19 protein-coding genes and 2 tRNA genes are annotated in these 23,238 nt (G+C 55.5%); 12 read left to right on the top strand and 9 right to left on the bottom strand.

Annotated elements, in window-relative coordinates:
- Positions 1-17: 17 nt before the first annotated feature.
- Both ACTZWX_RS03405 and ACTZWX_RS03400 read right to left on the bottom strand, forming a co-directional pair.
- Positions 18-1,205, bottom strand: a complete 1,188-nt coding sequence (locus ACTZWX_RS03405) for an acetate/propionate family kinase (protein ID WP_444712741.1) — start codon at positions 1,203-1,205, stop codon at positions 18-20.
- 21 nt (positions 1,206-1,226) lie between these two features.
- Complete coding sequence (locus ACTZWX_RS03400) at positions 1,227-3,647, bottom strand: EAL domain-containing protein (protein WP_444712740.1); 2,421 nt, start codon at positions 3,645-3,647, stop codon at positions 1,227-1,229.
- 255 nt (positions 3,648-3,902) lie between these two features.
- Between ACTZWX_RS03400 and ccoM the strand changes: the two genes are divergently transcribed.
- Entirely contained in the window at positions 3,903-4,052 is a 150-nt protein-coding gene (gene ccoM / locus ACTZWX_RS03395) for a cytochrome c oxidase subunit CcoM (RefSeq protein WP_172972268.1), read from the top strand.
- A gap of 32 nt (positions 4,053-4,084) precedes the next feature.
- On the opposite strand, the gene ACTZWX_RS03390 is transcribed toward ccoM, so the two are convergent.
- The 3 genes from ACTZWX_RS03390 to ACTZWX_RS03380 all read right to left on the bottom strand — a co-directional run bounded on the left by ACTZWX_RS03390 (position 4,085) and on the right by ACTZWX_RS03380 (position 5,557).
- Positions 4,085-4,160 (bottom strand) — tRNA-Glu (locus tag ACTZWX_RS03390).
- An 85-nt stretch (positions 4,161-4,245) separates the two neighbouring features.
- Complete coding sequence (locus ACTZWX_RS03385; RefSeq protein WP_444712739.1) at positions 4,246-5,151, bottom strand: TIGR01777 family oxidoreductase; 906 nt, start codon at positions 5,149-5,151, stop codon at positions 4,246-4,248.
- Positions 5,152-5,179: 28 nt separating this feature from the next.
- Complete coding sequence (locus tag ACTZWX_RS03380) at positions 5,180-5,557, bottom strand: sirohydrochlorin chelatase (protein WP_444712738.1); 378 nt, start codon at positions 5,555-5,557, stop codon at positions 5,180-5,182.
- A gap of 92 nt (positions 5,558-5,649) precedes the next feature.
- Here ACTZWX_RS03380 and ACTZWX_RS03375 point away from each other — a divergent pair, with 92 nt between their 5' ends.
- The 5 genes from ACTZWX_RS03375 (at position 5,650) to ACTZWX_RS03355 (ending at position 9,974) form a co-directional block, all read left to right on the top strand.
- Positions 5,650-6,252: a DUF924 family protein gene (locus ACTZWX_RS03375; RefSeq protein WP_444712737.1), complete on the top strand. Its 603-nt coding sequence runs from the start codon at positions 5,650-5,652 to the stop codon at positions 6,250-6,252.
- A 107-nt stretch (positions 6,253-6,359) separates the two neighbouring features.
- Positions 6,360-6,435 (top strand) — tRNA-Gly (locus tag ACTZWX_RS03370).
- A 133-nt stretch (positions 6,436-6,568) separates the two neighbouring features.
- Positions 6,569-7,366: an MOSC domain-containing protein gene (locus ACTZWX_RS03365; protein ID WP_444712736.1), complete on the top strand. Its 798-nt coding sequence runs from the start codon at positions 6,569-6,571 to the stop codon at positions 7,364-7,366.
- Positions 7,367-7,371: 5 nt separating this feature from the next.
- Positions 7,372-9,309 (top strand): ATP-binding cassette domain-containing protein, encoded by a 1,938-nt coding sequence (locus ACTZWX_RS03360; protein WP_444712735.1) that lies wholly within the window; start codon positions 7,372-7,374, stop codon positions 9,307-9,309.
- Complete coding sequence (locus ACTZWX_RS03355) at positions 9,306-9,974, top strand: DUF6901 family protein (RefSeq protein WP_444712734.1); 669 nt, start codon at positions 9,306-9,308, stop codon at positions 9,972-9,974. The genes ACTZWX_RS03360 and ACTZWX_RS03355 overlap by 4 nt, the downstream gene beginning before the upstream one ends.
- 47 nt (positions 9,975-10,021) lie before the next feature.
- Here ACTZWX_RS03355 and ACTZWX_RS03350 read toward each other — a convergent pair whose 3' ends face one another.
- A complete protein-coding gene (locus ACTZWX_RS03350) occupies positions 10,022-10,453 on the bottom strand; it encodes a universal stress protein (RefSeq protein WP_072677182.1) in 432 nt (143 codons plus the stop codon).
- Positions 10,454-10,583: 130 nt separating this feature from the next.
- The gene (locus ACTZWX_RS03345; protein ID WP_444712733.1) at positions 10,584-11,402 is read right to left on the bottom strand and encodes a hypothetical protein; all 819 of its coding nucleotides are present in this window, start codon (positions 11,400-11,402) and stop codon (positions 10,584-10,586) included.
- A 314-nt stretch (positions 11,403-11,716) separates the two neighbouring features.
- Here ACTZWX_RS03345 and fadB point away from each other — a divergent pair, with 314 nt between their 5' ends.
- The 3 genes from fadB (at position 11,717) to topA (ending at position 17,976) form a co-directional block, all read left to right on the top strand.
- The gene (fadB, locus tag ACTZWX_RS03340; RefSeq protein ID WP_444712732.1) at positions 11,717-13,864 is read left to right on the top strand and encodes a fatty acid oxidation complex subunit alpha FadB; all 2,148 of its coding nucleotides are present in this window, start codon (positions 11,717-11,719) and stop codon (positions 13,862-13,864) included.
- 32 nt (positions 13,865-13,896) lie between these two features.
- Complete coding sequence (fadA, locus tag ACTZWX_RS03335) at positions 13,897-15,072, top strand: acetyl-CoA C-acyltransferase FadA (RefSeq protein ID WP_058091189.1); 1,176 nt, start codon at positions 13,897-13,899, stop codon at positions 15,070-15,072.
- 264 nt (positions 15,073-15,336) lie between these two features.
- A complete protein-coding gene (topA, locus tag ACTZWX_RS03330; RefSeq protein WP_444712731.1) occupies positions 15,337-17,976 on the top strand; it encodes a type I DNA topoisomerase in 2,640 nt (879 codons plus the stop codon).
- A gap of 37 nt (positions 17,977-18,013) precedes the next feature.
- Here the strand turns inward: topA and ACTZWX_RS03325 are convergent, their stop codons facing one another.
- Positions 18,014-18,883, bottom strand: a complete 870-nt coding sequence (locus ACTZWX_RS03325; RefSeq protein ID WP_444712730.1) for an NAD(P)-dependent oxidoreductase — start codon at positions 18,881-18,883, stop codon at positions 18,014-18,016.
- A 104-nt stretch (positions 18,884-18,987) separates the two neighbouring features.
- Entirely contained in the window at positions 18,988-20,262 is a 1,275-nt protein-coding gene (gene gltA / locus ACTZWX_RS03320) for a citrate synthase (protein ID WP_061332175.1), read from the bottom strand.
- 477 nt (positions 20,263-20,739) lie between these two features.
- On the opposite strand from gltA, the gene sdhC reads away from it, so the two are divergent.
- From sdhC to sdhA, 3 genes are read left to right on the top strand one after another with little or no spacing between them, the layout of a single operon-like run.
- Positions 20,740-21,114 carry a succinate dehydrogenase, cytochrome b556 subunit gene (gene sdhC / locus ACTZWX_RS03315; protein WP_444712847.1) on the top strand — a complete coding sequence of 125 codons (375 nt, stop codon included), beginning with the start codon at positions 20,740-20,742 and terminating at the stop codon, positions 21,112-21,114.
- Positions 21,108-21,452 (top strand): succinate dehydrogenase, hydrophobic membrane anchor protein, encoded by a 345-nt coding sequence (gene sdhD / locus ACTZWX_RS03310; protein WP_061332176.1) that lies wholly within the window; start codon positions 21,108-21,110, stop codon positions 21,450-21,452. Before sdhC ends, sdhD begins: the two co-directional genes overlap by 7 nt.
- Before the next feature lie 3 nt (positions 21,453-21,455).
- Positions 21,456-23,228 carry a succinate dehydrogenase flavoprotein subunit gene (gene sdhA, locus ACTZWX_RS03305; RefSeq protein ID WP_444712729.1) on the top strand — a complete coding sequence of 591 codons (1,773 nt, stop codon included), beginning with the start codon at positions 21,456-21,458 and terminating at the stop codon, positions 23,226-23,228.
- The last annotated feature ends 10 nt before the right edge of the window (positions 23,229-23,238 follow it).

Raw genomic sequence — 23,238 nt, 5'->3', positions numbered from 1 at the left:
GGTTACGTCCTCGAATGTCAGTTTAGGTTAGCGAGCCGGCTGGCTTCTCGGGCAATCACCAGTTCCTCGTTGGTTGGGATGACCAGTACCGGAAAACGGGAATCCGCGTCACCAATATGGCCTTCACTGTACTGGCCGTGATGGTTGTTCAGGTCCGGATCGAGAGTAATACCCAGTAATTTCAGGTGTTCGATCGTCTGGGCTCTGACTCTCGCACTGTTCTCTCCGATGCCACCGGTGAACACCAGGGCATCCAGATGGTTCAGGGACACCATCATGGCCCCAAAGTACTTCGCCAGACGGTAGCAGAATACATCGATGGCCAGTTGTGAAGGTTCGTGGCCATGGTCAGCCAGCTCGCACAGCGAGCGCATATCATTGGCCTGTCCAGACAGCCCGAGCAAGCCACTTTCCTGGTTCAAAACCCTGTGAACTTCACTGGCGCTGATGCCGCGCCCGGCCAGGTAGTCAAACAGCCCCGGGTCGACATCGCCACTTCGGGTGCCCATCACCAGCCCCTCCAGAGGCGTCAGCCCCATGCTGGTATCTTTGCTGATGCCGTTATCGATGGCAGTCATGCTGCAGCCGTTGCCAAGATGCGCTGAAATGATGGACGTCGTCGCCGGTGTCTTGCCCAGCCGGCGCGAAGCCTCATGGGCCATAAATTGATGGCTGGTGCCGTGAAACCCATAGCGCCGGATACCCCATTCCCGGTAATAATGTTCAGGCAGGGCATACAGGAAGGCCCGTTTTGGCAGGCTCTGATGGAAAGCGGTGTCGAAAACTGCCACCTGCGGTACATCCGGAAACAGTCGCTGCATGGCGTTGATGCCAATCAGGTTGACTGGATTGTGAAGTGGCGCCAGTGAGGCACAATCCTCAATGGCCTTTATGGTGTTTTTGTCGATCAGTGCGGCCTCCCGAAAGGCCTCGCCACCATGAACCACCCGGTGACCGATGGAGGCAGGCTCTCGGTTCATCAGGTTGCGGTCGTAGAAAGCGTTTACCAGAGCCTGCAGGGCGTGGTCGTGGGAAGCGTTTGCAGGTAAGGCCACCGGTACGCTATCACCGGAAATCTTTGCCAATGAGTCGGGATTGTTCAACCGTTCAGCCAGTGCAGAGGCTTGTTTCTCGAGGTTGCTGTCGAACAGCGCGAGTTTGATAGATGAACTGCCGCAGTTCACGACCAGTATTGTTTCGTCCATGCTTGGTGCCGTTTTGATGATTCAGAGATTGGCCCGATGATTGGTTTCCAGCCAGTAGATGAAATCCTGCTCGGGCATCGGGCGACTGTAGAAGTAGCCCTGGGAATAGTCGCAGCTTTCATTCTTGAGGAAGTGGGTTTGCCCCTCTTCCTCGACGCCCTCGGCGATGACTTTCAGTCCCAGACTGTGAGCCATGTTGATGATAGCGCGCACGAGTGAGGCGTCTCCACTTTCGTTCAACACATCCTGAATAAAGGATTTGTCGATCTTGAGTGTGTCGAACGGGTACGACTTCAGATAGCTGAGGGCCGAATAGCCGGTTCCGAAGTCGTCAACTGACAGCCGGATGCCGGTCCTGTCCAGTTGCCGAAGGATGTCGGCGGTTTCAATGGTGTTATCAAGAATGAGCCTTTCGGTAATCTCCAGCTCAAGGCATTCCGGTGGCAGCCCGCTGGCGTTGAGGGAGCGCATGACTGCATCGGTAAAGCCGGGGTCCCGGAACTGGCGGGGCGATACATTGACCGCAATCGAAAGGGATTCGAGGCCGGTCATGGCTCGCCAGGTGACAGCGGCTTTGCAGGCCTCCTCGATAACCCATTCACCGATCGGGATGATCAGGCCGGTTTCTTCAGCCAGCGGAATGAACCGGTCGGGCATAACCATGCCCATGGCCGGATTATTCCAGCGCAGCAGCGCCTCGGCACCGATCAATGAGCCAGAAGCGGTGTCCACTATCGGCTGGTAATACAGCTCGAATTCTCCAAGCTCCAGCGCCTTGCGCATGTGGGACTCCATCTGAAGCCGCTCATGGGACACTTCAGTCATTTCCGGCGTGAACTGGGCGTAGGAGCTCTTTCCTTTATGCTTGGCTTGATACATGGCGGCATCTGCATGCTGGAGCAATGTACCACTGTTGTCGGAGTCGGTAGGGAAGATGGCGATCCCGATACTCGTTGTCACGAAGACTTCCTGGCCATTGAGCATAAACGCGGGGGCAAAGGTTTTCAGGATCCTCTCCGCGACCTGGCATGAGGCCTCAGTTCCCGTGAGGCCCGGAAGGATAACCAGAAACTCATCCCCACCCAGGCGGGCTACGGTACTGGTGCCCCTGAGGCAGCTGGAGATGCGGCGGGCGGCCTCCACCAGCAGGGTATCGCCGGCGTCGTGGCCCAGGGTGTCGTTGATGTGTTTGAAATTGTCGAGGTCCAGGAACATGACCCCCACCTGGGAATTGTCTCGGCGGGCCTGGGCCAGTGCCAGCTTGAGGCGATCCAGGGCCAGCATCCGGTTTGGCAGGCCGGTCAATATGTCGTAATTGGCCTGGCGCAACAGTTGCTGTTCATAACGCTTACGGATGCTGATGTCTTCACCGAGGATCAGGTAGCCGGTGGTGTCACCGTTAGTATCGCGGATAGGGGTGACCACCAGCTGCTCCCAGTAGCGCTCACCATTGCGCCGGATACTGTTGACTTCGCCTTGCCAAACACCAACCCGTTGTACCTGTAGCCGGATGGACTGCCAAAGATGGCGGGCGTCCTGAATGTCCATACTGTTTTCGATCAGATGCGAAGGGTGTTTGCCGATGATGTCGTCTATAGTATGGCCGGTAAGTTGACTGAACTTTCGGTTAGCGTACTCGATGCGCCATTGCCGGTCACAGATCAGAACCGAAGAGGGGCTCTGATCAATGGCCTTGGAAAACTTCAGGATGTCGGCTGCGTCTCGCTCGCGCCGGGCGACATCCTCATTCAGCCTTTCCCGCATCTGGTTGATGGCATCCGTTACCATGCCCAATTCATCTTTGCCGTTGGCCGAGCTGTCAGGCCTGTCCAGCACCAGGGGCCTGGACAGGTTTTTCAGGGAAAGATCCTTGGTGTAGTCCGCCATGGCGGTGAGGTGTCTTGTGACCAGGTGCTGGAAGATCCAAAGTATCAGGACGGAAACAAAAAAGACCGTCAGGAACTGGGTTGCCAGAATAACACCGACTTTCCTCTGGAGCTCCCCATAAGCCCGTTCCAGGTTGGCGGTAATCTCCAGTTCTCCAAGCAGGAATTCAGTGCCATCTCGCTGAACGAGTTCGAACCGGTGGACAAGGGTGTCTGCGTGCCTCGGGATCTCGCCCATCACAAGTTCGTAGTCAGGCTCAATTCGGAGTCGGAGGTGGATGATGTCCGGTAGGCTGAGGATGCCTTCCATCTGGGTTTGCAGCAGTTTCTGATCCAGGGCCCAGAGGCTTCGGGCCAGGCTTGAGGCGTAGCCGGATTCAATCACCTCCATCCGTTCTTCGATCAGCGACAGGTCTTTACGGTAATCAGAATAGATCTGCACGCCCGCCGCCAGAAGCGTGAAGGCAGTACTGAACAATAGGATCCATGCCAGGAGCCTGAAGGAAAGCGGAGAGGCTGTGCGAATACGCCTCAATCGGGGCATGAATTCTGGCATGTTGCGAACTTCGCTATCACATTGGATATCAGGCATAAGATGCGCAGAGTGAGTGCTTATCCTGTTACCGACTATAGCAGTAGTTTATGTCGAATGCGCTGCAAATGCAGGAAATATCGGAATAATTCGGGCGGTGTTTCGCAGTTTGTGAAATGAAAGAGGTGATAGTTGCCTTTGACACAGATCAATACGAGGTTGGTCGCCCGGGCGTAACCTGAGCTTAATCAAGTTTCAGATAGAACAGGAGTTAACGCTATGTATATGGATGCAGTCGTTATCGCAGGTATCGCAACCGTATTACTGATGGTTGGCTTTTTTGTGGGGGTTGGGATTTTCGTAATGAAAGACCAGAAAGCCCACGGAGGAAAAGGTCACAATGGTCAACATAGAGGGCAGGGCGGATAACCAAAAGGAAGTCGATTAACCGATTGAAAAATTGGCGTCCCCTAGGGGGTTCGAACCCCTGTTGCCGCCGTGAAAGGGCGGAGTCCTAGGCCACTAGACGAAGGGGACGCAACGTTTTCAACAACTTGCCTCGTCGAGGTGGCGCGTATATTAAGTAAGGGCTTTTGTCCTGTCAACGATTTTTTTGAAAAATTTACCCCGCCACGCTATCCGCAAGTGCTGGTTCCAGTTCGGCGTATTTGAACCGGAAGCCCTCGTGCTGCAGTTTCGCCGGAACTGCTTTCTGCCCGGTGAGTAATAGCCCTGCCATCTCACCCAGTACCAGTTTGAGCACCGGCGCGGGGGCCGGGAATACCGTGGGCCGGTGAACAACCTTGCCAAGGGTTTTGGTGAACTCCCTATTGGTGGCCGGATTGGGGCTTACCATGTTGTAGGCTCCTTTCGCGTGGGGGCTCTCAAGCATCCAGATAAGCCCTGAAACCACATCATCCCTGTGCACCCAGGGCATGTACTGTTGTCCGTTGCCGAGGCGACCGCCAAGGCCAAGCCGGAAGGGCAGGATCATTCTCTGCAGGAAGCCGCCACCCCTGCCAGTTACAATGCCGGTGCGACACAGGCAAACCCTGGTGCCGAGCTCCTCCAAAGGCAGTGCTGCCTGTTCCCAGTCACGACATAATTCATGGGTGAATTCCGGATGTGGGTGGGTATCCTCTGTAACCAGATGATCTCCCTGGTCGCCGTAGTAGCCCACAGCAGAACCAGATACCAAAACTTCCGGCGGGCTTTGCCAGCTTTTGCATACATCAACCAAAGTCCGGGTTACGCCAATACGACTGTCCCGCAGGGCCTGTTTTCGGGACGCCGTCCAACGCTTGTCGGCGATTCCTTCGCCGGCCAGATTGATGACGGCATGGTACCCTTGGTGCCCTTCAAGAAGCTTCAGGTTTGATGTCGCTTCTACTCGACCACACAGTGCCCGAACCGTATCTGCCGGTTGCCGACTGAGAACGGTCAGCCCATACCCTTTGTTGACCAGCTCGCGGCAGAGTATGGTGCCGATAAAACCGGTACCACCGGTAATCAGGATTTTTTTTTCCATGGTGATCTCCTCCTGTCGGCTGATGGTTTCAGGATCCGCTATTCTCCAGTTCCTGGAGCACAACGTCCCGGATGGCATCGCCCAACTGAGGGTTCTGGCCAATGGGTGGCGCCAGTTTGATATGGACGCCATACTGGCTTTCCAGGTCTGCGATCATTGCCGGTACATCTTTGCGCAGGTGCCGGCCCGCTGCCAGGAACAGGGGAACCACGGTAAAGTGCTCGGTACCCTCGGCTTTGCCCTGGCTCACGATGGTTTCCAGCGAGGGTTCGGCCAGCTCCATATAGGCGATGGCGGCTTGCTCGACCGATTTGAGGGTTGGCGCTGCCAGTTGTTCAAAGGTTTCACACCAGCGTTGGTCACTGCTGCCGTGGGCCAGCAGAATAATGCGGTGAGGCTGGGTCATGGTTGCTCCTGGGTGGTCAAATGGAATGCTTCGGTCGTAATCAAATAAGATCCTGTACACCCGCTGATTTAAATGTAACAGGGAGTCGGTAAATGTTCGATTGGAAAGAGCTTCTGGATTTCTGGTTTGGAAAATTGGATGTGCATGGGCTGCCGGATGCCGATCACCGAAACCGTTGGTTTCGGTCCGATCGGAAGTTTGACCAGGAAATTCGAAGGCGCTTTCTTTCGCTGGTGCTGTTCGCCTCTGAGCAGGGTTTGGAGCATTGGCGAAATGAGGCGGGAGGCGCATTGGCTGAAATACTGCTGCTCGATCAGTTTACCCGTAACATCTTCCGTGGCGGTGCCCTGGCGTTCGAAAGTGATCGGCTGGCCCGCCATCTAAGCAGGCAGGCAATGGATAAGGGGCAGGATCTTGAGCTACCTCTAATTCAAAGGGCGTTTCTTTATATGCCCATGCAGCATTCGGAGCTCAAGAAGGATCAGGATTTGTCAGTGGCATGTTATGAGCAGTTGGTTGCCAGTGCCGACGGATTGCTCGCCGAATTTTTGGGCAGCTTCCTGCAGTCGGCCGTTGATCACCGGGATATCGTGCTGCAATTCGGCCGCTTCCCCCATCGAAACAAAGCGCTGGGGCGAACATCCACGGAGGCAGAGCAGGCCTACCTGGCGGGCGGTCGCCGATTTGGTCAGTAAAACGGCGCTGGTGAGGGTAATCACAAATTTTTAACAAAAATTGTTGACGGCCGAACGCTGATCAGTAGAATACGCAGCCGTTGAGAGGCAGCGCCCTCTGACAGCAAGCGGGAATAGCTCAGTTGGTAGAGCACAACCTTGCCAAGGTTGGGGTCGCGAGTTCGAATCTCGTTTCCCGCTCCAGATTCAGGAAAAACCCGGCCCACAAGGCCGGGTTTTTTGTTTTCTGCTCCGCATTCCTCCCCCATGGACATGGGTTCGTCGGTTATACTCGCTTACTTCCATCCCAAACCTGTTACTTGCAAGGGTGGTCATCATGCGTGTTCAATCCGTCGTTATATACCCGGTCAAGTCTCTGGCTGGCATCGAAGTGTCTTCATTCGAACTGGATGAATTCGGACCCGCGGGGGACCGCCGTTGGATGCTGGTGGACGATCAGGGGCAGTTTATTACCCAGCGACAGCTGCCTTTGTTGGCAAACGTTGCGACCCGTCTAGGGCCTCAGGGTGTTGAGATCGGTGTTCCGGGGCAGGGTGACTTTGGCCTGAGTCCCGGCAATGGCAGGATGGAGGTCAAGGTCTGGCGCGATACCGTGGACGCCGTGACCGGCCCTGAGCCGGCCGATGCGGCGATCAGTCGTTACGTAGGCCAGTCCCTTCGTTTTGTGTACATCCCCGATGAGAGTTTTCGTCGTGTAGACCCGTTGCGGGTGCCGGAAAACCGCCGGGTCGGATTTGCCGATGGGTTCCCCTTGCTGATAACCAATCAGGCATCCCTGGATGAGCTCAATAGCCGGCTGGCCAAAGCCGTGGAAATGCGACGTTTTCGGCCGAACGTTGTCATTTCAGGGGCTGAGGCCTGGTCTGAAGATAGCTGGCAAAGTATTACCGTCGGTGAAACCCGGTTTTCGGTCGCAAAACCCTGTTCCCGGTGCATCATGACCACGGTGGACCCGGATACTGGCCTGAAAGATCCGGATACCGAGCCCCTCAGAACGCTCTCCCGTTATCGCAAAACCAGGGATGGTGTGATTTTCGGCCAGAATGTCGTTCACCAGGGTCGCGGGCGCCTTTCGGTCGGTGATGCGGTAGACATTTCCCAACAGGAGTCTTGATCAAGGTGCCTTTGTTAACACTGGAAAAAATATCCCTGGCTTTCGGCATGCATCCATTGCTGGATGAGGCAACCCTGATGATTGATCCCGGGGAACGAGTGTGCCTTCTCGGGCGTAACGGCGAGGGCAAGTCAACCTTACTGAAAATCGTCAGTGGTGACGTCACCCCGGATGCGGGTGTTGTCCGTCTTGAGGAAGGCTCGGTGCTTGCGGTATTGCCTCAGAGCCTGCCAGCAGACGATGTCCGGACGGCTTATGACGTTGTCGCTTCGGCGTTTCCGGAAACAGGCGAACTCTTGGCGGAGTTTCATCGGCTGTCCCAAAGTGTTGACGAGGCCTCGATGAATAGTCTGATGAAGGTCCAGGAGCGCCTGGAGTCACTGGATGGCTGGCGCCTTGATCAAAAGGTGAACACCATTCTGGGGCAATATGGCATAGACCCGGACCGCCGCCTCAACACACTCTCAGGTGGGTGGCAACGCCGGGTTTTGCTGGCAAAGGCATTGGTGGCAGAGCCGGATATCCTGTTGCTGGACGAGCCAACTAACCACCTTGATGTGCCCGCTATTGCCTGGCTGGAGGAGGCCTTGACCCAGTTTCGCGGGGCGATGCTGTTTGTCAGTCATGATCGGGCATTTATCAGGCGCATGGCCACGCGGGTGGTTGAACTCGACCGTGGGCAGCTGATCAGTTTTGCTGCCAGCTATGACCGGTATCTTGAGCTCAAGGAGAAGGCGCTGGAAGATGAAGAGCGCCAGAACGCATTGTTCGATAAGCGCCTGAAACAGGAAGAGGCTTGGATTCGCCAGGGTATCAAGGCCCGCCGCACCAGGAACATGGGGCGCGTGCGGGCTTTGAAGGCTATGCGCGAGGAGCATCGACAGCGTAGGGTGCGAGGAGGTACGGCAAACTTCTCCGTGGAAGAGGCGGCGAAATCCGGCAAGCTGGTGGCAGAGTCGCGACAGGCTGGCTTCTCATACCCGGGCGGTCAACAGGTTGTGCGCGATATGGACCTGACGGTGATCCGGGGCGACAAGATTGGTCTGGTGGGGGAGAACGGCACCGGTAAAACCACCCTGGTCAGGTTGCTGCTTGGTGAGCTTGAGCCTACTGAGGGTAGTATCCGCCTGGGGACCAACCTGCAAGTGGCGTACTTCGATCAGCTCCGGGGAGAGCTGGATCTCTCACGTAATGCCCTCGATAATCTGGCTGAAGGCCGCGAATTCATCGATATCAACGGCCAGAGCAAGCATGTTCTGGGCTATCTCCAGGAATTCCTGTTTACACCTGAGCGTGCCCGTTCCCCGGTCAGGGTGTTCTCCGGTGGCGAGCGCGCGCGTTTGTTGCTGGCCAAGCTTTTCAGCAAGCCGGCCAATATACTGGTGTTGGATGAACCTACCAATGACCTGGATGTCGAAACCCTTGAATTGCTGGAAGAACAACTGGGGAACTTTAACGGTACAGTCATCGTCATTAGTCACGATCGGGAATTTCTCGATAATGTGGTGACGGATACCATCTTTCTGGATGGCTCCGGTTCGGTACGGGAGTACGTTGGCGGGTACACAGACTGGCGTCGGCAGGGCGGCAGGTTTCCCTCGGAGACCTCCGGAAGTCGCCTCGACAAGCAGGACAAACGTGATAAATCCGACAGTTCGGACAAAAATACGCAGCCGGTGTCAGAGACTGTGTCGCAGTCGGCAAAACCGAAGGCCGCAAAGCTGAGTTACAAGCTTAAACTGGAACTGGAACAGTTGCCGGGCAAGATTGAGGCACTGGAACGTGAGGTGGCAGAACTTCAGGAATCCATTTCTGCCCCTGACTTTTATTCAGGCCCACCGGACGAAGTCTCAGCCGTTCTTGAAAAGTTGTCGGAAACGGAAACCCGACTGGAGTCGGTTATCGAGCGGTGGATGGAGCTGGAAGAACAGGCGAGTCAATGAATATCAATTATAATTTTAAATTTCATGATGGACGAAACATCGAATTCAAGGTGACCGGTGAGCCCGCGAAGCCACCGGTCTCGGGATTCCCTTCCTGGGTCAGGCTTGAGCACTGCAAGTGCTCAAATTGTCCGCTGAAAGCGGGGGAGGTGGAATACTGCCCGGCGGCAGTTGAAATCCTGCCAGTGGTTGAGGCGTTTCAGGCCGAAGATGCCTACCAGAAAGTAGATGTAGAGGTCACCGACGACCGGCGCACTTACTCCAAGCAGACGACGCTTGAGGAAGCGCTGCGTTCATTGCTTGGGCTGAGGATGGCGACCAGTGGCTGCCCGGTGCTGTCAGAACTTAAACCGATGGCGCTGCATCATCTTCCATTCGCTAACAGCGACGAATTCGTTATGCGGAGCGTCGGCTACTATCTGCTGCAGCAATTTTTTGCCCAGCGGAACCAGGAGCAGGCTGATTGGGAGTTAAAGGGGCTGGTAGAGCGGAATCAGAGGCTTCAATTGGTAAATCAGGCGCTTTGGCAACGGATTCATGCGGTGTGCAAAGGCGACAGTAACCTCAAAGCATTGCTGAATTTTTTCTCCATGGCGTCGAGTGTCAGCGTGTCACTGGAGAGTCAACTGAGAAAACTACGGGCGAGAATGAAAGGGGAGGCGTAAGCCTCCCTTTGTCATGGTGCCTCAATCGGCGTTTTGGGCGGAGTGGCTCAGTGAATCCGGATGGCCAGAACGTCGCACTGGGTGCCGTGCAGTACGCCGTTGGCAGTTGAGCCCAGAAGCAACTGAAACCCCTTGCGGCCATGGCTGCCAACGATCACCAAATCAACGCCCTGGTCTTTTACCAGACGATGGATTTCGGATTCCGGACGGCCAACCGTGACGATCTGGTGGCTTTTCGGTACGCCGTACTGGTCACCGTACTTCGCCAGCTGCTCGCGGGCGGCTTTGTCCAACTGGTCCTGAAGTTCGGTCAGGTCCATCGGGATATCACCACCGTAGGCGTAACCCACCGGCTCAACAACATGGACGAGAAAAAGCTCGGCGCCATAAGCGTCGCAGATCGCTTTCGCTTTGTTCAGAACCTGCGGGGCTTCTTCTGTCAGATCAATGGCAACCAGCATCTTGTTGTAGGTCGACATTCAGTCACTCCTTTGCAAATTGGGGTAATAATCAGCATCAATAGTTTATACGAGAAAGTGTAGCGGGATTCTGACGGGCATCAACAGGAAGGAAAACTTCGGGCGGACCGTTAGTCCGCCCGAAGACACATCAGGCGTTACTTTCAAGGATTTCGATGGTGGTGGTCAGGCTGCGAATGATCCCTTTGGAATAGCGGTCAATGACGAAGCTGACGTTGTTTTCGTTGTAGTTGATGTAGGAACCGCGGATGAACTGCCATTTGGAGCTGACATCATCAATGGCGGCCTTGAGCTCAGCACTGGCGGAGCCGGATTGCACCCGGGCCAGCAAGTTATCAAACATCAGGGCCTGCTGGTCCAGCGATGCTTCATCTGATGCGCCCTGGAATGTCTGGGCCACGGAGGAGTGGGTGCGTGCGGAGTACCTTGCCATCATTTGCGCCATCACCACGGCCGCGGAGCGAGCTGACTCAATACGCGCGTCAGCCTGGGTACCGCTGTTCTCCTGGGCAACGCCATAAAGCTCGGTAGCACGCTCGTTCATGCTTGACGCCATGTTTGCGAGATCGGCCATCAGGCGGAGGTCAGGGTAGCCGCGATCCCGGACTTCGTTGATGTTCCCGCGCATGAGGTCCTTGAACTGGTCAAAGTCCTGGTTAAGCCCTTCCACTTGCTGTGGCGACAGAACGCCACTGGTGCTGGCGATCACGGCGTTCATCGCATTATTGGAGGCGTTGATGCTGCCCACGATACGATTGAGGGCTTCCGTGTCGCCGTTGGCGCTGAATGCGTAGAACGAGTCCAGAGCCAGATAGTTGTTGATGCGGAAATCGTGCAGATCTGACAGGAAGTCTGCGCCGGTGTCCTGTGCCTGGGCGCCAAACGCGGTCAGGGATAGTAGTAGCAGTGCGGCAAGCAGTGACTGAATGCGCAGGCGAGCGTCTTTCATCGGATGAGTCTCCGTAATACTGTTTTATTATTGTGGACTAAAGTCGCATCTCGAAGTTAAAGTAACTCTGCCGGCTAATCAAGTAGTTTCCGGCCCTTACAGGCTGTACTCCCTTTTTTCATCAGGTTTCATCAAGAAACAAATTGACAAACGCGTCTTTTTTTTTCATCGTGTGTCCTCACGATTCAAACGACTGTATGAATTTTTTGGATCGAATGATCGGGCAGTGACCGAAATCTCGCTGCAAAGGCAGTCGGCTCGGCGTTTCGCCAACCGGTTGTCAGCAGTTCCAAACACAGACTGGAGATCAGTTGATGATTTACGAAGGTAAAGCCATCACGGTTAAAGAGATCGAAGGCGGGATCGCTCAGTTGGACTTTGACTTGCAGGGCGAGTCAGTTAACAAGTTCAACCGTCTCACCATCGAAGAGCTGGGCGCCGCAGCTGAAGCACTCAAATCCCAGAAGAACCTCAAGGGCCTGGTAGTCACCAGCTCCAAGGACAGCTTTATTGTCGGTGCGGATATCACCGAGTTCACCGAGCTGTTTGCAGGTTCCGAGGAAGACCTCGTTGCTAACAACCTGAAGGCGAACGAAGTTTTCAACGCCATCGAAGATCTGCCGTTCCCGACGGTTACCGCTATCAACGGTATCGCTCTGGGCGGTGGTTTTGAGATGTGTCTGGCCACCGACTACCGTGTTATGGCTCCCAAGGCCAAGGTTGGTCTGCCGGAAGTGAAGCTGGGTATCTTCCCGGGCTTTGGCGGTACTGTACGTCTGTCCCGTCTGGTGGGTGTGGACAACGCCGTTGAGTGGATTGCCGGTGGTACTGAAAACCGTGCCGATGCCGCTCTGAAAGTGGGCGCTGTTGATGCCGTGGTTGAAGCCGACAAGCTGGTAGCCGCCGCTGTTGCCATTATCAGCCAGTGCAACGATGGCAAGCTGGATAACCTGGCCCGTCGCGAAGAGAAGAAGGGCAAGATCAAGCTGAACGCCATGGAAAGCATGATGGCGTTCGAGATTTCCAAGGCTTTCGTGGCCGGCAAGGCTGGCAAAAACTACCCGGCGCCGGTGGAAGCCATCAAGACCATGCAGAAGCATGCCGGCATGACCCGCGACAAGGCAATCGAAGTGGAAGCCAAGGGCTTCGCCAAGATGGCCAAGACCAACGTTGCCGCGTGTCTGGTTGGTCTGTTCCTGAATGACCAGGCTCTGAAGAAGAAAGCCAGTGCCTGGGAAAAAGAAGCTTCTGACGTGAAACTGGCCGCTGTACTGGGTGCCGGTATCATGGGTGGCGGTGTGGCGTTCCAGTCTGCGCTGAAAGGCACGCCGATTGTTATGAAGGACATCAATCAGGACGGCATCAAGCTGGGCCTGAATGAGGCCAAGAAACTGCTGTCCAAGCGCGTTGCCAAGGGCAAGATGGACGCCGGCCAAATGGGCGATGTTCTGAACAACATCACACCAACCCTGAACTACGGCGATTTCAAGAGCGTAGATCTGGTGGTTGAAGCGGTTGTTGAGAACCCGAAGGTTAAAGACGCGGTTCTGCGTGAAACTGAAGACGCGGTTCGCGAAGATACCATCCTGACCTCTAACACCTCTACGATCTCCATCAACCTTCTGGCCAAGAACCTGAAGCGTCCGGAGAACTTCTGTGGAATGCACTTCTTCAACCCGGTACACATGATGCCGCTGGTTGAGGTTATCCGTGGCGAGAAGACCAGTGACCGTGCCATCGCGACCACCGTTGCTTACGCCAAGGCCATGGGCAAGACCCCGATCGTGGTCAACGATTGCCCGGGCTTCCTGGTTAACCGTGTTCTGTTCCCGTATTTCGGTGGATTTGCCGCGCTGCTGCGTGACGGTGCTGATTTCCAGAAGATCGACAAGGTGATGGAGAAGTTCGGCTGGCCCATGGGCCCGGCTTACCTGCTCGACGTTGTGGGTATGGATACTGCCAAGCACGCCAACGAAGTGATGGCAGAGGGCTTCCCGGATCGCATGAAGGCCGACTTCAAGTCTGGCATTGACGTGATGTTCGAGAACAACCGTTACGGGCAGAAGAACGACAAGGGCTTCTACAAGTACGAAGAAGACAAGAAGGGCAAGCCGAAGAAAGTTGTCGACGAAGAAACCTACAAGCTTATCGAGCCTGTGGTTAACGGCAGCAAGGACTTCGACGAAGAAGAAATCATCGCACGCATGATGATTCCTCTGTGCCTGGAAACCGTTCGCTGCCTGGAAGACAACATTGTTGAAGACCCGGCCGATGCAGACATGGGCCTGATCTACGGTATCGGTTTCCCTCCGTTCCGTGGTGGTGCTCTGCGCTACATCGACGACATGGGCGTAGACAAGTTCGTCGAACTGGCAGACAAGTACGCAGATCTTGGCCCGCTGTACGCGCCGACCGAGAAGCTGCGTGAAATGGCCAAGACCGGCAAGAAGTTCTTTGGCTAACCCTAACGAGATTTCCGAACGGAGAAAGATCTATGAGCCTTAATCCGAGAGACGTTGTCGTCGTCGATTGCGTGCGGACTCCGATGGGTCGTGCCAAAAACGGCTGTTTCCGCAACGTTCGCGCCGAGACTCTGTCCGCTGCGCTGATTGAAGCACTGTTTGAGCGCAACCCGAAGCTCGACCCGAAAGAAGTAGAAGATGTGATCTGGGGCTGTGTAAACCAGACCAAAGAGCAGGGCTTTAACGTGGCGCGGCAGATTTCCCTGCTGACCCGTATCCCTCACGAGTCTGCTGCCCAGACCGTTAACCGTCTGTGTGGTTCCGCCATGAGCGCCATCCACACAGCTGCCCAGGCTATCCAGACTGGCAACGGTGATGTGTTCATGGTGGGTGGTGTCGAGCACATGGGCCACGTACCCATGACCGCTGGCTTTGACCACAACCCGGCTGCGTCCAAGTACACTGCCAAGGCCTCCAACATGATGGGCCTGACTGCAGAAATGCTGGCGAAAATGCACGGCATTACCCGTGAGCAACAGGATGAGTTCGGTGCCCGTTCCCATCGCCTGGCTCACGAAGCTACCGTCGAAGGCCGCTTCAAGAACGAAATCGTTCCGGTTGAAGGTCATGACGAAAATGGCTTTGTGAAGCTGATCGAAGAAGACGAGACCATTCGTCCAGAAACCACGGCTGAGTCCCTCAGCCAGCTGCGTCCGGCGTTTGATCCGAAGAACGGTACCGTGACTGCTGGTACTTCCTCGCAGCTGACCGACGGTGCCGCTGCGATGGTGCTGATGTCAGCCGAGCGGGCAGAAGCCCTGGGCCTCAAGCCGATCGCCAAGATTCGCAGCATGGCAGTTGCCGGCTGTGATCCCGCGATCATGGGCTACGGTCCGGTTCCGGCTACCAAGAAGGCGCTGAAGCGTGCTGGCCTGAAAGTCGAAGACATCGACTTCTGGGAACTGAACGAAGCCTTCGCTGGCCAATCCCTGCCGGTTTTGAAAGATCTGAAACTGCTGGGCGTAATGGAAGAGAAGGTTAACCTGAACGGCGGCGCGATTGCCCTTGGCCATCCGTTGGGCTGCTCTGGTGCCCGTATCTCCACCACACTGCTGAATGTTATGCAGGCCAAAGGCGGTAAGCTTGGTGTTTCCACCATGTGTATCGGTCTTGGCCAGGGCATTGCCACTGTGTGGGAGCGCCTCTGATCGGTTGATCCGAATCAGTAACGCTCATCAGGAGGCCCGGCTTTTGCCGGGCCTTCCTGTTTCAGGGCCTGGTGTCTGCTGCTGATATTTGAAAAAAAGGCTGACTGAAATCAAAGAATGGGTTGTCTTGCAATTCTTGACCCTGTAAAACAGTGAGCCTATACACAATGGCAGCTCTATGTTTTCCAGTTGCCTGATTTTTATGCGAGTTTGCGGTTTGTTCAGCTATTAACCGAATTATCGCCAAGGATACAGATCTCCGATATGGGTAAAAGTCTCGTTATTGTCGAGTCACCAGCGAAAGCGAAGACCATCAACAAGTACCTGGGCTCGGATTTTATCGTGAAGTCCAGTGTTGGCCACATTCGTGACCTGCCTGTCAGTGGTAGTGGCAGCCAGTCAGACCCGAAAGAACGGGCAAAGCAGGCCGCCGCCACCCGCAAGATGAGCCCGGAAGAAAAAGCCGAGCACAAGAAGCGTAAGGCTCGGGAGCAGCTGGTTGCCCGCATGGGCGTAAACCCTGATGACGACTGGAGCGCCCGCTACGAGATACTGCCCGGCAAGGAAAAAGTTGTCAGCGAGCTCAAGCGACTGGCCAAATCCGCCGACCACATCTACCTCGCAACGGATTTGGATAGAGAAGGGGAGGCCATTGCCTGGCACCTTCAGGAGACCATCGGTGGCGAACCGGAAAAGTATCGCCGGGTGGTGTTCAATGAAATAACCAAGCGAGCCATTCAGGAAGCGTTCAAAGACCCTGGAAACCTCGATAACAACCGTGTAAATGCCCAGCAGGCGCGCCGGTTTCTCGATCGTGTCGTGGGTTATATGGTGTCTCCGCTGTTGTGGGCGAAGATTGCCCGGGGGTTGTCTGCCGGCCGGGTGCAGTCTGTTGCCGTTCGGTTGATTGTTGAGCGGGAGCGGGAAATCCGGAAATTCGTACCGGAAGAGTTCTGGCAGCTGCATGCGGACCTGACCGCAGATGGTTCTGCAGATCCGGCGCGGTTCGAGGTTACGCGTTACAATGACAAACCTTATCGCCCGGTAAACGAGGCTCAGAGCAAAGAGCACGTCGATCGCCTGAAATCCGGCGGCTTCAGGGTTTCAAAGCGGGAGGACAAGCCGACCCGCTCGCGGCCGTCGGCGCCGTTTATTACCTCCACGCTCCAGCAGGCGGCGAGCAATCGCATGGGCTTCAGCGTCAAGAAAACCATGATGCTGGCCCAGCGCCTTTATGAAGCCGGTTTTATTACTTATATGCGTACTGACTCCACCAATCTGAGTCAGGATGCGGTAACGGGCTGCCGTGAATTTATCCAGAAGCAGTTCGGAGATCGCTATTTGCCGGACAGCCCCCGCCTGTATGGCAGCAAGGAAGGCGCTCAGGAGGCCCACGAAGCGATTCGTCCTACTGACGTATCCCGTAGGCCTACGGACATAAGCGGCCTGGAAAAGGACGCTGAGAAGCTCTATGACCTGATCTGGCGTCAGTTTATTGCTTGTCAGATGGCCGATGCCGAGTTCCTGAGTACTTCCATTGTGGTCGCCAATGGCGATTATGAGCTCCGAACCCGTGGTCGTATCGTCAAGTTTGACGGCTTCCTGAAAGCTGCGCCCCAGTCTGCCAAGAAAGATGAAGATGTGGCTCTGCCCGATATTAAGGTGGACCAGTCGCTGGATCTGAAAAAGCTGGACCCAACCCAGCACTTCACCAAGCCCTCACCAAGGTATACCGAAGCCAGCCTGGTTAAAGAACTGGAGAAACAGGGTATTGGTCGGCCTTCTACCTATGCTTCGATCATCTCTACCATCCAGGATCGTGGCTACGTTCGGCTTCAGAATCGCCGTTTCTATGCCGAGAAAATGGGTGAAATTGTTACCGAACGGTTGGCGGAGTCCTTCCCGAACCTGATGGATTACGATTTCACGGCTCGCCTTGAGGGTGAGCTGGACGAAATCGCAGAGGGTGATGTTCAGTGGAAGAAAGTGCTGAACGATTTCTACGCCAAATTCCGCAGTCAGCTCGAAAGCGCTGAAAAGTCTGATGGCGGCATGCGTGCCAACACCCCGACAGAGACAGACATATCCTGCCCGAGCTGCGGCCGTAATATGCAGATTCGCGTGGCCAGCACCGGTGTGTTCCTTGGCTGTTCCGGTTACTCATTGCCGCCCAAGGAGCGTTGCAAGACCACCATCAATCTGGTCTCTGGCGACGAAGTAGTCAGTGCCGATGAGGATGTGGAAGGCGAGGGCGAAACCCGCCTGTTGCGCAAGAAGCGCCGTTGCCCGAAGTGTGGCACTGCCATGGACAGCTACCTGATTGATGAGAAACGCAAGCTGCACGTTTGCGGTAACAATCCGGATTGCTCTGGCTATGAAGTCGAAGAGGGCAGTTTCCGTATCAAGGGCTATGATGGGCCAACACTCGAGTGCGATAAGTGTGGCTCGGAAATGCAGCTGAAAACCGGTCGATTTGGCAAGTATTTCGGTTGCACCAACGCCGAGTGCAAGAACACTCGCAAATTACTCAAGAACGGTGAGCCGGCCCCGCCCAAAATGGACCCGGTACCCATGCCGGAGCTTCAGTGCCAGAAAGTGGATGACACTTATGTGCTCCGTGATGGTGCTTCCGGCCTGTTCCTGGCTGCCAGTAAGTTCCCGAAAAACCGGGAAACCCGTCCACCGCTGGTGATGGAAATCAAGCCACACCGGAAGGAAATCGATCCGAAATACGATTACCTGATGGACGCCCCGGAGAAAGACCCTGAGGGTAACCCGACGGTGATCCGTTATAGTCGGAAGTCCAAAGAGCAGTACGTGATGTCGGAACAGGATGGCAAAGCCACCGGTTGGTCCGCCTGGTACGAAAACGGCCGCTGGGTGCCGCGGGACAAGAAGAAGTGATAGTTTAGCCACGGGCGTGAGTGTCCGTGGCTAATCATTACTTCTTGCGAAGCCGCTGAATCAGCGAAGAGGTGTCCCAGCGGTTGCCGCCCATCTCCTGCACATCTCCGTAAAACTGGTCTACCAACGCCGTTACCGGCAATCTGGAGCCGTTTTTGCGAGCTTCTTCCAGGCAGATGGCCAGGTCCTTGCGCATCCAGTCCACCGCAAAACCGTGCTCAAATTTGCCGTCAATCATGGTGCCGGAGCGGTTTTCCATCTGCCATGACTGCGCCGCCCCCTTGGAAATCACGTCAACCACTTTGCGTACATCGAGCTCTGCTTGTTCGGCAAAGTGCAGCGCTTCTGACAGGCCCTGAACCAGACCGGCAATGGCAATTTGATTGACCATCTTCGTTTTCTGGCCGCTACCCACCGGGCCCATCAGGTTGAGTGCCCGGGCATAGCATTCGAGTATCGGTTGAACCTTCCGGAAATCTTCGTCACTGCCGCCGCACATAATGGTTAAAAGTCCGTTTTCAGCCCCTTGCTGGCCGCCGGATACCGGGGCATCAATGAAACCCTGACCCTTGGCCTGCGCGGCTTCAGCCAATGTCTCGGCAATGCCGGCAGAGGCCGTGGTGTGGTCTACCAGAATGGCGGTGGCCGGCGTATTGCTGATGATCCCGTCAGGGGCTGTGTAGACTTCTTGGAGGTCTTTGTCGGCACCAACGCAGGTCAGTACCACATCGGCATTGCTGACCGCTTCTGCAATACTGTTGCAGGCTTTTCCTGGGTACTGTTTCGCCCATTGCTGAGCCTTTGTGCCACTGCGGTTCCATACGGATACGTCGTGGCCGGCTCGGGCCAGGTGACCGGCCATCGGATAGCCCATTACGCCGAGCCCGATAAAAGCGATGGTTGCCATGGTCTGCTCCTTGTCATCGTTGGATTGGGAGAGTTTTGTATTGCCATGATACGAAAAAAGCCGCTGGGTCAGCGGCTTTTTCATTTCCGGGCAATCCGAACTGATTACTTCTTCGGATAGTCGCGCTTTGGCGAGCCGGTATACAGCTGGCGCGGGCGGCCGATGCGGTAGTTGCCGCTGACCATCTCGTTCCAGTGTGAGAACCAGCCAATGGTGCGGGACATCGCAAAGATAACGGTAAACATGGAAGTCGGAATACCGATAGCTTTCAGGATGATGCCGGAGTAGAAGTCGACGTTCGGGTAAAGCTGGCGCTTTACGAAGTACTCGTCTTCCAGGGCGATCTTTTCCAGGCGCTGCGCGATCTTCAGCAGTGGATCGTTCTCTAGGCCCAGTTCGCTCAGCACTTCGTGAGCGGTTTGTGCCATAACCTTGGCGCGCGGGTCGAAGTTCTTGTACACCCGGTGGCCAAAGCCCATCAGGCGGAAAGGATCATCTTTATCCTTGGCCTTGGCGATGAACGTCTCAATGTTGGACTCGTCACCGATTTCAGCCAGCATGTCCAGAACGGCCTCATTCGCGCCACCGTGGGCGGGCCCCCAGAGTGCTGCGATGCCGGAAGCGATACAGGCATAGGGGTTAGCACCGGTAGAGCCGGCCAGACGGACGGTGGAGGTAGAGGCGTTCTGCTCATGATCGGCATGCAGAATGAAGATCTTGTCCATCGCGTTGGCAAGAACCGGGTTCGGCTTGTACTCTTCACATGGAGTGCCAAACATCATGTGCAGGAAATTTTCAGCGTAAGAGAGATCGTTACGCGGATACATGAATGGCTGACCAACGGAATACTTGTAGCACCAGGCCGCGATGGTTGGCATCTTGGCAATCAGGCGATGAGCTGTTACTTCACGCTGTTTGGGATCGGTTACGTCCATCTGGTCGTGGTAGAACGCAGACAGGGCGCCAACAACGCCACACATGATAGCCATCGGATGCGCGTCACGGCGGAAGCCGTTGAAGAAGTTGCGCATCTGGTCGTGCAGCATGGTGTGGTTTTTGATGGTGTCGTGGAAGCGCTTGTTTTCGTCTTCGCTGGGCAGCTCGCCGTTCAGGAGCAGGTAGCACACTTCAAGGAAGTCAGACTGCTCGGCCAGCTGGTCAATCGGGTAACCGCGGTGCAGCAACACACCTTTGGCGCCATCAATGTAGGTGATGGCGGATTCGCAGGCTGCAGTGGATACAAAACCCGGATCGTAGGTAAAAACGCCTTCCTGGACTAGGCCGCGTACGTCGATAACGTCAGGGCCGACGGTGCCGGAATAAACCGGTAGCTCAATGGACTTATCTCCCACCGAGAGCGTGGCTTTCCTGTCGGTCATGGTGCTCTCCTGTTTGATTAGCTGTAACAGCTTTTCTGCATATGTAGATGCGCCAGAAAGCGCGTATTATCGCAAAACTGGCGGCAAAATATAGGGCGTCAGCCTTTTTTGTCAATGCACAAGTCTCGAAAAGCGGCAATTTAAATTTCGCGTGTAAATGAGGGATATCCGGAATAACGGTGCCAAACGGGTGAAATTGAATTTGTCAATAATGCTTATAGAGGGTGTGGGGCGCCTGTGGCCAAGGCTTTGGGCGTTGTTGCAAGTTTGTAATTACCGGGGTGTCTCCTTATAATCCGTAGCCCGGAATCGGGGATGAACCTCAATGTACGCTTCAGCATAGCAAGCTACCGGGTTACCATCCGCCCTCCTGAACCAATCGGTTATCGGTCTCGTATCGATCCTCCGATCCCAACATACCAACCATCCGCAGCCGGTTTTCGGTCCTGCGGAACCAAGAGAGAGTGTGAGAGCGCTGTGAATAGCAAACGACCAGTAAATCTCGATCTCGGCAAGTTCCATTTCCCGCTGCCTGCCATCACGTCGATCCTGCATCGCATCAGCGGCATCATCATTTTTGCTGGTGTTGCCTTCCTGTTGTACGGCCTGGATCTCTCCCTGTCCGGAGAAGATGGTTTCGCCCGGGTGAGCGAACTGCTGGACAGCTTCCTGGCGAAGCTGATTATCTGGGGCATCCTGTCTGCTCTGTTGTACCACCTGGTTGCGGGCATTAAGCACCTGCTGATGGATATGGGTATTGCAGAAGAGCTTGAGAGCGGTCGCCTCGCCGCGAAGATCACTGTTGTGGTTTCCATTGTTCTCATCATTCTGGCAGGAGTCTGGGTATGGTAAGCAGCGTAACTAACCTCGGCCGCAGTGGCGTTTTTGATTGGCTGATCCAGCGTGTCACTGCCTACGTACTGGCTATTTACACAGTGTTTCTGCTGGGCTTCATGGTGATGACAGACATCAACTACGAAACCTGGAGCGCGCTGTTCGACCAGACCTGGTTCCGTATTTTTACCCTGTTGGCACTGCTTTCCCTGGGTGCCCATGCATGGGTTGGTCTTTGGACTGTGACGACTGATTATCTCAAATCCATGGCGCCCCGTTTCCTTGTCCAGGCGCTGTGCGGTCTGACCATGTTTGTGTACCTGATCTGGGGCATTCAGATTCTTTGGGGGCTTTAATCGATGGCTAACATCAAGACCATGTCTTACGACGCGATTGTTATCGGTGGCGGCGGTGCCGGTATGCGAGCCGCCCTGCAGTTGACTGAGACTGGCGTCAAAACTGCGTGTATCACAAAAGTATTTCCGACCCGTTCGCACACCGTATCCGCCCAGGGCGGTATTACCTGTGCGATTGCAAGTGCCGATCCCAACGATGACTGGCGCTGGCACATGTACGATACCGTCAAGGGCTCCGACTATATCGGTGACCAGGACGCCATCGAATACATGTGTTCTGTGGGCCCCCAGGCAGTATTCGAACTGGAGCACATGGGTCTCCCGTTCTCCCGCACCGAGCAGGGCCGTATCTACCAGCGCCCGTTCGGCGGGCAGTCCAAGGGTCCGGATAACCCCACCCAGGCCGCTCGTACCTGTGCTGCTGCGGACCGCACCGGTCACGCCTTGCTGCACACCCTTTATCAGGCCAACCTGAAGGGCGGTACCACCTTCCTTAATGAGTGGTATGCGGTTGATCTGGTCAAGAACAGCAAGGATGAAGTGGTTGGTGTTGTAGCCATCGAGATCGAAACCGGTGAAGTGGCGTACATCAAATCCAAGGCCACTGTCCTTGCCACCGGCGGTGCTGGTCGTATTTATGCCTCCACCACTAATGCGATGATCAATACCGGTGACGGTATTGGCATGGCGCTGCGAGCCGGCTTCCCGGTGCAGGATATGGAAATGTGGCAGTTCCACCCGACCGGTATCCACGGCGCTGGCACACTGGTTACTGAAGGTTGTCGGGGTGAGGGTGGTTACCTGATCAACTCCGAGGGTGAGCGCTTCATGGAGCGTTATGCTCCGAACGCCAAAGACCTTGCTGGCCGTGATGTGGTTGCACGTTCCATGGTTCTGGAAATCCTGGAAGGTCGTGGTTGTGGTCCCGAGAAGGATCACGTATTACTGAAGCTGGATCACCTGGGTGAAGAAACCCTGAACCTGCGCCTTCCGGGCATTTGTGAGCTGTCCCGTACCTTTGCGCACGTTGATCCGGTGAAAGAGCCGATCCCGGTCGTTCCGACCTGTCACTACATGATGGGTGGTGTTCCCACCAACGTAGGTGGTCAGGCACTGACTCAAGACGAAAACGGCAACGATAAACCGATTCCCGGCCTGTTTGCCTGCGGTGAGGCTGCCTGTGTATCGGTACACGGCGCCAACCGTCTGGGTGGTAACTCTCTGCTGGATCTGGTGGTCTTCGGTCGTGCGGCTGGCCTGCACATTGAAGAGCAGCTGCGCGGCGGTTTCGAGGTTGATGGTGCCAGCGAAGAAGATATCAAACGCGCCATGGCCCGTCTGGAGCGTCTGGATAGTGCTTCTGAAGGCGAAGAAGTGGCCAAGGTCCGTAAGGATCTGCAGAACTGCATGCAGCTATACTTTGGCGTGTTCCGCGATGGCGACAGCATGGAGAAGGGTATCAAGCTGCTGGAAGAAATCGGCGAGCGTGTACGCAAAACCAAGCTGGCCGATACCAGCAAGGCATTCAACACCGCGCGTATTGAAGCGCTCGAGCTGGATAACCTGTACGAAGTTGCATACGCCACCGCCAAGTCTGCGATCGAGCGTAAGGAAAGTCGCGGTGCCCACGCCCGTAACGACTTCACCGAGCGTGACGACGAGAACTGGCTCAAGCACTCCATGTACTTCCCGCTGGAAAAGCGTGTTGGCAAGCGTGACGTGAACTTTGCACCGAAAACGGTTCCGACTTTCCAGCCGAAAGTCCGGACCTACTAAGGGGGTATCC

The organism is Marinobacter sp. NSM (genome assembly GCF_052380025.1).
Taxonomy (GTDB): Bacteria; Pseudomonadota; Gammaproteobacteria; order Pseudomonadales; family Oleiphilaceae; genus Marinobacter.
This window is presented reverse-complemented; position numbering and strand designations above follow the sequence as displayed.